At 46.7% G+C, this 9,879-nt stretch carries 5 protein-coding genes; all 5 read left to right on the forward strand.

Annotated elements, in window-relative coordinates; all coding sequences use genetic code 11:
- Nucleotides 1–297 precede the first annotated feature (297 nt).
- The 5 genes from E0E16_RS06270 to E0E16_RS06290 all read left to right on the forward strand — a co-directional run bounded on the left by E0E16_RS06270 (nt 298) and on the right by E0E16_RS06290 (nt 9,853).
- On the forward strand, nt 298–2,601 hold the full coding sequence (locus E0E16_RS06270; RefSeq protein WP_240048126.1) for a patatin-like phospholipase family protein: 2,304 nt from the start codon (nt 298–300) through the stop codon (nt 2,599–2,601).
- A gap of 574 nt (nt 2,602–3,175) precedes the next feature.
- Nucleotides 3,176–4,951: an oxaloacetate decarboxylase gene (locus E0E16_RS06275; protein WP_130829585.1), complete on the forward strand. Its 1,776-nt coding sequence runs from the start codon at nt 3,176–3,178 to the stop codon at nt 4,949–4,951.
- Nucleotides 4,951–5,490, forward strand: coding sequence for an HDIG domain-containing metalloprotein (locus E0E16_RS06280; protein ID WP_130829586.1), 540 nt, complete (start codon nt 4,951–4,953; stop codon nt 5,488–5,490). The genes E0E16_RS06275 and E0E16_RS06280 overlap by 1 nt, the downstream gene beginning before the upstream one ends.
- A gap of 66 nt (nt 5,491–5,556) precedes the next feature.
- On the forward strand, nt 5,557–8,406 hold the full coding sequence (locus tag E0E16_RS06285; RefSeq protein ID WP_130829587.1) for a putative LPS assembly protein LptD: 2,850 nt from the start codon (nt 5,557–5,559) through the stop codon (nt 8,404–8,406).
- A gap of 259 nt (nt 8,407–8,665) precedes the next feature.
- Complete coding sequence (locus E0E16_RS06290) at nt 8,666–9,853, forward strand: IS256 family transposase (protein ID WP_130829501.1); 1,188 nt, start codon at nt 8,666–8,668, stop codon at nt 9,851–9,853.
- The last annotated feature ends 26 nt before the right edge of the window (nt 9,854–9,879 follow it).

Consider the following 9,879-nt stretch of genomic DNA (forward strand, 5'->3'; position numbering starts at 1 on the left):
ATTGAGAATACAAATAAACTAATCAGACAATATATACCGAAAAAGGATTCGTTTGAACATTACACAGACAAGAGAATTATGTCGATACAAAAGAAATTGAACGAAAGACCGAGAGAAAAATTAAACTTTTCTACTCCAAAGTGTGAATTCTTCAAATACGTTTTATAATTTTGCACTTGCTGGTTGACTCTGCGCTCAGTAGCAAGGAGAAAGCCCGTTTGAGACAATTCCAAGAAAAAGATTTCTCAATCGGAGCTTTTTTCGTACATTTGCATTCAGTAAAAATCATATATGGTCATGCGGTCATCTCTTGAGAAATTCTTACTTATCTTGCTCTTCGCGAGCCTTTGCCCCACCCTCTTCGCACAACCAGCCGACACGGTTCGAAGAAAGAAAGTGGCAGTCGTGCTCAGTGGTGGAGGTGCGAAAGGCATGGCACACATCGGCGCACTGCGTGTGATTGAGAAGGCAGGCATTCCCATTGACATCATCACGGGTACATCCATGGGTGCTTTGGTGGGCGGGCTTTATGCCATAGGTTACGACTCGCATAAACTTGACTCGCTGGTGCACGTACAAGATTGGGGATTTCTGCTCTCCGACAAGGCCGGCATGAACCGACAGAGTATAGACGAACGACGCAAACAAAACACTTATTTCCTATCCCGGACCTTCTCGCTCAGTAAAAAGAAAAAGTTTCAGTCGGGTGGCTTTATCGAGGGAAAGAACCTGATGTCGCTTTTCTCAAAACTTACGGCAAACTATATCGACTCCATCAATTTTAACACACTGCCCATACCCTTTGCCTGTGTGGCAACCAATATCGTGGACAACACCGAAGTGGTTTGGCAGGAGGGCATTCTCGCCAAGGCCATGCGTTCCTCCATGTCCATTCCCGGAGTGTTCGCTCCGGTTCGGGAGGGGGACAAGATGCTGGTGGACGGCGGTTTGCGTAATAATTTCCCCGTGGATATTGCTCGAAAGATGGGAGCCGATGTGGTGATAGGCGTAACCGTGCAGGGGGAACCAAAGACAGCAGACGATTTGGAAAACGGTTCGTCGATATTGGGACAAATTGTGGACGTGAACTGCATGAACAAATACGAAGCGAACATGCAGGCAACAGACATCCTCATCCGATGCGACACAAAAGGGTACACAGCGGCAAGTTTTACGAAAAAGGCAATCGACACCTTGATAGTCCGCGGAGAACAGGAAGCCATGAAGCATTGGGACAGCCTGATGTCGCTAAAGAGAGAATTGGGACTGCCCAACGATTACATGCCGAAAAAGCCTGCATCGGCAAAGGTAGTGGGACTGCCGCAGACAATGCGCCTTCGGAAAGTTCTTTTCGAGAACATGGAGGAGAAAGACATTGCCTTTCTCACCAAGAAGTACAAACTCAAAAACAAACAATTCATTACACTTAACGAGGTGGATGACATGGTTGCCACCTTGCGCGTAAATCTTTTCTATACGGATGCAGATAGTTATTTCACACCCATTCCCAATGAAAACGATTTATACGATGTGAAGATAGTGGCAAAAGAAAAAAAACAAAGTCGCGTGGGTTTGGGCATTCGGTTCGATACAGAGGAAATGGTGGCACTGCAAGCCAACGGCACTTTACGCTTCAACACCAAAATGCCACTCGATATAGATCTGAGCCTGCGACTGGGCAAGAGAATTATGGTGAAAAGCAACCTCAATATCACGCCTTGGACTTACGGACGCATGACGCTTTCTTACACTTACAGGCACAACGACATCAATATCTACGACAACGGCAACAGGCTCTCCAATGCCTTATATGACCAGCACAGGGGCACGTTCCAACTCTTCGACTTCAACATCCGAAACTTTAACGTGAAGATAGGAACACGCTTCGATTATATCAATTACAATGATTTGCTCGTGGGAATTAATTATGAGGGCAACAATCAACCAAGAAAGAATCTACACTTCATGGATTACCATGCCACCGTGGATTACAACTCTGAAAATGGGTGGAACTTTCCCACCAAAGGGGCTCGTTTTCATGCCGATTACAGATATGTAACCAAAAACTTCGTGGACTACGACGGACACGTGGGGTTCAATATCGTAGAGGCGTCATGGAGAATGAATTTCCCATTGAACAACCATCTGACTTTCCAACCTATGATTTACGGGAGAATGCTCACAGGGAAAAAGGGAAAGACACTAAACACAACGGAGGACTTCAGTGCCGGAAGAATGACCGACCTTACCTTGTTTCATTTGCAAAACTTCATCGGTGGGGCATGGTTCGGACACTATTTAGAGGAACAGCAGATGCCTTTCGCGGGAGTCGGGCACGTAGAGATGGTGGAAAACAAGTGGATTGCCATCCAACTGAAATTGCAACAACAGATAGCTGATAATAATTACCTGATTTTCAGATTGGGGACTTACGAGGATGGGCACGACCTTAACAATCTTTTCGACCATTCTCCGAAAGTGGGTATGGAAGTGGGCTATTTCTATAACCTGAAATTCTTGGGACCGCTGGGAGCCTCTCTTGGATATTCTGACAAGACACACAAGCCCTATTTCTACATCAACTTCGGGTTTGAATTCTAACAATATGGTGGATAAAAAGAGTGTTTTCTGACGCCTTTCTATCACCTTGCTAATCAACAACTTACAACACCCATTTTAAAAACTAAGCTTTTACCACTCAAAAGCTAAGCTTTTGGCTTGCGAAAGCTAAGCTTTGGCTCTAATTTGCTTTATTATTTCCAAATCAGTCCCTCAAAAAAAATAAAACATTGCAGATGTTACATTGCCAATCGTGGTCGTTCCATCCCTCTTCAGGGGGGCAAAAGCACTGTTTGTCCGCATAAGGAACGAACCGGCAATCGTTATCAATCGGGTAGTGTTTCATCGTATATGGACAGCCATCGGAAAACCATTCAAAGCAATGGCCCACGGAAGGCATCGCACTCGCCTGAAAACAACTTCTTCGCGCTTTTCAAACAAAGAGGAAATCACCGCCCGGAACACTTGTTCCATCATCTTGTGAAGAAGAAAGGAAAGTCAATTATTGCAAAAAAACAAGGCAATAAGCCGATTTTCAGTTTTTTTTTCCTAATTTTGCACGGTGGATTGCCAGTGAGCAATTACGACAACATTGAACAAGAAAAGATAATAAAATATGGCCAAGAAAATCCAATTCAGTCTCATATATAGAGATATGTGGCAAAGCTCCGGTAAGTTCCAGCCACGCAAAGATCAATTAGTGCGTATCGCGCCCATATTTGTTGAAATGGGTTGCTTTTCACGCGTAGAAACCAATGGTGGCGCATTCGAACAAGTAAACTTGCTTGCAGGAGAGAACCCTAACGACTCTGTCCGCGCTTATACAAAAATATTGCATGAGGCAGGTATCAAGACCCACATGCTCGACCGCGGTCTGAACGCACTCCGCATGTATCCGGTTCCCGATGATGTTCGCCAATTAATGTATAAGGTAAAACACGCACAGGGAGTAGATATACCACGCATCTTTGACGGGCTGAATGACATCCGTAACATTGCCCCATCAATAAAATGGGCCAAGGAGGCAGGCATGACACCGCAAGGTACGCTCTGCATCACCACATCGCCTGTTCATACATTGGAATACTACAGCAAACTTGCCGACGAGGAAATAGCTGCGGGAGCAGAAGAAATCTGTCTGAAAGACATGGCAGGCATCGGACAACCGGCATTCCTCGGTCGGCTCACGAAGATGATAAAGGAGAAGCATCCTGACATCATTCTTGAATATCATGGGCACACCGGTCCCGGTCTCTCAATGGCATCCATGCTGGAGGTGGCAAAGAATGGTATCGACATCCTCGATTGCGCCATAGAACCGCTGTCTTGGGGTAAAGTACACCCGGATGTCATCTCTGTGCAGAGTATGCTGAAGAACGCCGGCTTTGATGTTCCGGAAATCAACATGGACGCCTACATGAAAGCACGTGCCATGACACAGGAATTCATTGACGAATGGCTCGGCTATTTCATCAATCCACAGAACAAACTCATGAGCTCTCTGTTGCTTGGTTGCGGACTTCCGGGTGGAATGATGGGCTCCATGATGTCCGATCTCGGCGGTATTCGCGCCACCATCAACAATCTCCGCGCAAAGAAAGGCGAGCCGGAGCTGAGCGTTGACGATATGCTGGTGAAACTGTTCGACGAAGTGGCTTACGTTTGGCCACGCGTGGGTTATCCTCCATTGGTAACACCATTCTCCCAATACACAAAGAACATCGCATTGATGAACCTGCTCACCATAGAACAAGGAAAGGGAAGATTCGTAATGATGGACGATGCCATGTGGGGAATGATACTCGGAAAGAGTGGCAAAGTACCCGGAAAGATAGATCAGGAATTGGTTGATTTGGCAAAGAAGAAAGGTCTTGAGTTCACCGATGCCGATCCGCATACATTACTTGAAAACGCACTCGACAGCTTCCGCAAAGAAATGGACGATAACGGCTGGGACTATGGTCAGGACGACGAGGAGCTGCTGGAATTGGCCATGCACCCCGAACAGTACCGCAACTACAAGAGCGGACAAGCAAAGAAAAACTTCCTCGCCGACTTGCAGAAAGCCAAGGATGCCAAACTTGGAGCAAAGGTCAGCATGGAGGAAGCAACCGCTTTCAAGCACGCAAAGGCAGACGCTATCGTGGCACCGGTGAAAGGACAGGTGTTCTGGGAGTTCCAAGGAGATGGAGAAGTTGTGGCAGCCACAGAACCATTCATCGGAAAAGAATATGCCGAAGGCGACAAACTCTGCTATCTGCAAGCCCCATGGGGAGAGTTTGTGGAAGTGCCTGCCGCACTTGGCGGACAATTGGTTGAAATCAATGCGAAACAAGGCTCCAAGATTAACAAGGGTGATGTGATCGCATATATTCAAAGACCCGAGAATTAATGGACTACCGGTCAATCATTGACAAGTTTTACCCCGAGGATAATGAGCTGCGCCATATCCTCATCACACATAATCAATCTGTAACGCAACGCGCGCTACAGATTGTTTTTTCTCATCCGGAGCTTTCGTTCGACAGCGACTTCATCGAAGAAGCCGCCATGCTGCACGACATAGGCATCTTCAAGTGCGATGCGCCCGGCATCTGTTGTCATGGCACGGAGCCTTACATCAGGCATGGCATATTGGGAGCGGAACTGCTCAGAAGCGAAGGCTTTCCACGTCATGCGAGAGTGTGCGAGCGACACACCGGAGCCGGGCTGTCAAAGAAAAGTATCATTGAACAAAACCTTCCGCTGCCGCACAAGAATTTCTTGCCTGAAACACTCGAAGAACAGCTTATTTGCTATGCTGACAAATTCTATTCCAAGACCCGACTTGATGAGGTGAAGACTTACGAGCGGGCAGAGAAAAGCATTGCACGCTACGGAGAGAAAGGATTACTGCGTTTCAGGGAATGGAAACGAATGTTTGAGCCTTAAAAGTTAAAATAAAGAAATAACATTCATAATCCCCATTATTTGCTTAATTTTGCAAGCTATTAGGCAATGAGAAGAAAGACGGTCATATTCCTATTCGTGCTTGTCATCGTTTTTGCGATGGCTGACACGCATATTGCCCTCCACACATTCAGTTTCCACACGATTCCCACTGACAGCACATCCATAGCGAACGCGACACACAACGAGCAAGATAGAGACAATGACACAACTTTGGTAACGCTTTCAAAAACCGACACGACAAGAATGGACTCGCTGAAACGGGCAATCTATCAGCACAACAAAGCAATAGACGACTCCATACGGGCAGACAGCGTAATGCGAGCGCGATCGAACGGAATAGAATCACCCATCAATTATTCAGCAGAAGACTCACTGGTCTATGACGCCGGTGCACAAGTGGCGTATCTCTATGGAAACTCCAAGGTAGATTACCAAAACATGAAGTTGTCGAGCGACAAGGTGGTGTTAAATTTAGACAGCAACTTGGTACACGCCACAGGCACGGCAGACTCTACTTCGGAAGGCGGAATCAAGGGGAAACCGGAGTTTTCATTGGGCGAACAACAATATTCCAGCGACACGATGGCCTACAATTTCAAGTCGCAAAAGGGAATGATAAAAGACGTTTACACGGCACAGGATGATGGGTTCCTCAGTGGGGAGAAAGCCAAACGCGACTCCACCGGCATGGTTTACATGCAGCGTGGTCGATATACCACATGCGACTTGGAACATCCCGACTTCTACATCGCCTTGTCGCGCGCCAAAGTGCGCCCGGGAAAGGATGTCGTCTTCGGACCGGCTTACCTTGTGGTAGCAGATGTCCCTCTCCCACTCGCAATACCATATGGTTTCTTCCCCTTCTCCAAGAAATATTCCAGCGGTTTCATCATGCCCAGCTATGGTGAGGAACAGAACAGGGGTTTCTATCTTCGCGATGGCGGCTACTACTTTGCCATCAACGACAAATGGGACTTAAAGTTGCTGGGAGAAATCTATACGAGGGGCTCATGGGGAGTGAGTGCCGCAAGCAACTATCGCAAAAGGTATCGCTACTCGGGATCTATCCTCGTCAGCTATCAAAGTACGAAGACAGGCGACAAAGGATTACCCGATTACACACAAGAAGAAAGCTTTAAGATGCAGTGGAGTCACCGACAAGATCCCAAAGCCAATCCTTACAGCTCGCTCTCGGCAAGCGTGAACTTCGCCACATCAAGCTATGAGCGCAACAACCTCAACAGCATGTACAACCCACAGACGCTCACGCAATCCACACGTACATCTTCGGTGAGTTGGAGCACACAGTTCTCAAGCATAGGATTATCGCTCAGCACCACAGCCAACCTTTCGCAGAACATGCGCAACTCAACCATCCAACTCACCTTGCCCGACCTGAACATCAGTCTCAGCCGTTTCAATCCTTTCAAACGCAAGCGCGCCGTGGGCAAGGAAAGATGGTATGAGAAGATTTCCATGAGCTACACCGGACAGTTGTCGAACTCCATCTATGCGAAAGAAGACAAAATACTGAAGTCGGATTTCATGAAAGAATGGAAACACGGATTTCAGCATAACATCCCCATACAAGGCAACTTCACGATACTGAACTATCTCAACGTTTCTCCTTCTTTCAACTTCACCGATCGAATGTACACCAGCAAAGTGCAACGCTCGTGGGATGAAACGATAGGAAAAGAAAGAAAAGACACTTTGTCCGGGTTTTACAACGTTTACAATTGGTCGCTGAACCTCACAGCCGGCACAAAGCTCTATGGGTTTTGGATTCCCAGCCGCAAACTATTCGGCGATAAGATACAAGCTATACGCCATGTCATCACGCCACAAATCAGTCTTTCCTACTCACCCAACTTCGGGGCAAGGCGTTACGGATACCATGACAGTTATCAATACACGGATGCCGATGGAAACGTACGGCTCGTGGAATACTCTCCATACGAGGAAGGAATGTACGGAGTGCCCGGAAAGAACAAGACAGAAATGATTTCATGGGACATCAGCAACAACCTTGAGATGAAAATCAAGAGCGATAAGGACTCAACAGGATTCCGGAAAATAAGCCTCATCGATGAGCTGGGCGCATCCATGTCGTACAACGCCGCAACCGATTTCCACCGCTGGAGCGACCTAAGCGTGCGCCTACGCTTGAAATGGTGGAAGAACTATACGTTCTCTATGAATGCCCAGTTCGCCACCTATGCTTATGAATTTGATGAAAACGGAAAACCGTATGTAGGAAACCACACAGAATGGGGATACGGACGTTTCCCGAGATTTCAAGGAATGTCGCAAAACTTCTCTTTCACGCTGACCCCGGAGAAACTAAAAAAATGGTTTGGAGGCGGAGAAGTCAAGAATGAAGACGACAATAAGAATGATGATGAGGGCGTGGATCCAAACATCGAAACCAATATGGATGAGAATTTGGAACGCGGAAAACACTCTGCCAAAAAGAAATCGAATAGCAGCATCGCCGAAACAGATGAAGATGGCTACATGCGCTTCAATATGCCATGGTCGCTGACCATAGGATATGGTATCTCCATGCGAGAAAATCAACAGGGAAAATTCAACAAGAAATCGATGAGATATCCTTACAAATATACTCAAACCCTCAACGTCAGCGGTAACATTCGCATCAGCGATGGATGGAACATCAACTTCTCCACAGGTTACGACTTCGAAAATCATACCATGAGCATGACTACCGCCACCATCTCACGCGACCTACACTGCTTCAACATGAGTGCCTCCATCGTTCTCAGACCTTACACTACCTACAACTTCACCTTCCGCTGCAATGCAGCCACACTCACCGATGCGCTCAAATACGAGAAGCAAAGCGGTATCAACAACACCATCAGATGGTATTAATCGAGAAAATCATGAGATTTGACATATTTTGTTCTATTGCTGTCCGCTAAAACCAAAAGAGCATAAATATTCCGCCCGAAGTCCTTTTAATTGGTACTTCGGGCTTGTTTTTCAAAAAGTAGGTCCCCTCTAATCAGACACTCTCTCCATAGAAGTATCTTAAATGATGAAAGAGAACAACTGACAGGTACTGTCCTATAAAAGTGTGTAAGCTTCTTTTTTCTTATCTTTGTATTTGATAACTTTAAAAAAGAAAAAAATGAAACTTACACATTCGCAAATTTCGGAAATTCTTTCGAATTACACAAGCAGCAGCGAGGGTTTTGTTACCCTTCAGTCATTAATCATGAACTCCCTGATGTATCATGAACGAGAGTTGTTCGTCAGCGAAAATGCCCATGAGCAATGCAATGGCTTCCGTTCTCGCCGTTGGTACAGTCACGGCTTTGAGTTCTCGCTCCGTATTCCGCGCAGTCGCAGCGGGAACTTCTATCCCATTCTCTTAGGGTTGATACGCAGCGAAAGCGAGGAACGTGCCAAATTGTTCAACCTCCTCTACACCAAAGGTCTTACCACGGAGCAGATAGGCGAGATTTCCAATTGCGTCTATGGTCGTTCCTACAGCAAGCAGCAGGTATCGCATCTTGCCGGTAGCTGCCGTGAGGACGTCGAACGGTGGCTTTGCCGTAGCCTTTCCTCCCACTATTTAGCCGTCTATATCGACGCCACCTTTATTTCCACCCGTAGGGACAGACAGGTGTCCAAGGAGGCCTACTATACCATTCTGGGGGTATTGGAAGACGGCAGCAGGGAGGTGCTCACGGTTGTCAATCATCCCACAGAAGGGGCTCTGTGCTGGAAAGACGAGCTTGAGGCCTTGAAGCAAAGAGGCGTCGAACAGATAGACTTAGTCGTTTCCGATGCATTGCAAGGAATAGAGAATGCCGTCTGTGCAGCCTTTCCAGGTGCCGCACACCAGTTCTGCGTGGCACACGTCAAGCGACAGATACTCAGCGGCGCATCACATAAAGACAAACCAGTAATGGCGCAGCAGCTCAGTGAGGTGTTCCAATTGGAGAACAACGAGATGAATTCCTTGCAGGGATACGAACAATTCATTACCTTTGTCGAGAAATGGGAAAGGAAATATCCTGCACTAAGAAAGTACAAGACCGAACGCAACTGTGCCTACTTCACGTATATGGACTTCCCGGCCCAAGTGCAGAGGTGCATATATACGACCAACTGGATTGAAAGGCTCAACAGGAAGTACAGGAGAACCATCCAAATGAGAACATCCATGCCATCAGAGAAGTCCGTCATCTTCCTCCTGGCGGCCGTGGCGATGGAGGAAACAAAGACGACATATGAAAGGAGAATATATCAATTCAAGAACTGGAAAGAAAAGAATAAAATAACAGTGGAAGTACAGAGAAAGGAAAGATGAATTACACACTTTTAAGGACACTACCA

The organism is Prevotella rectalis, assembly GCF_900607215.1.
GTDB lineage: Bacteria > Bacteroidota > Bacteroidia > Bacteroidales > Bacteroidaceae > Prevotella > Prevotella brunnea.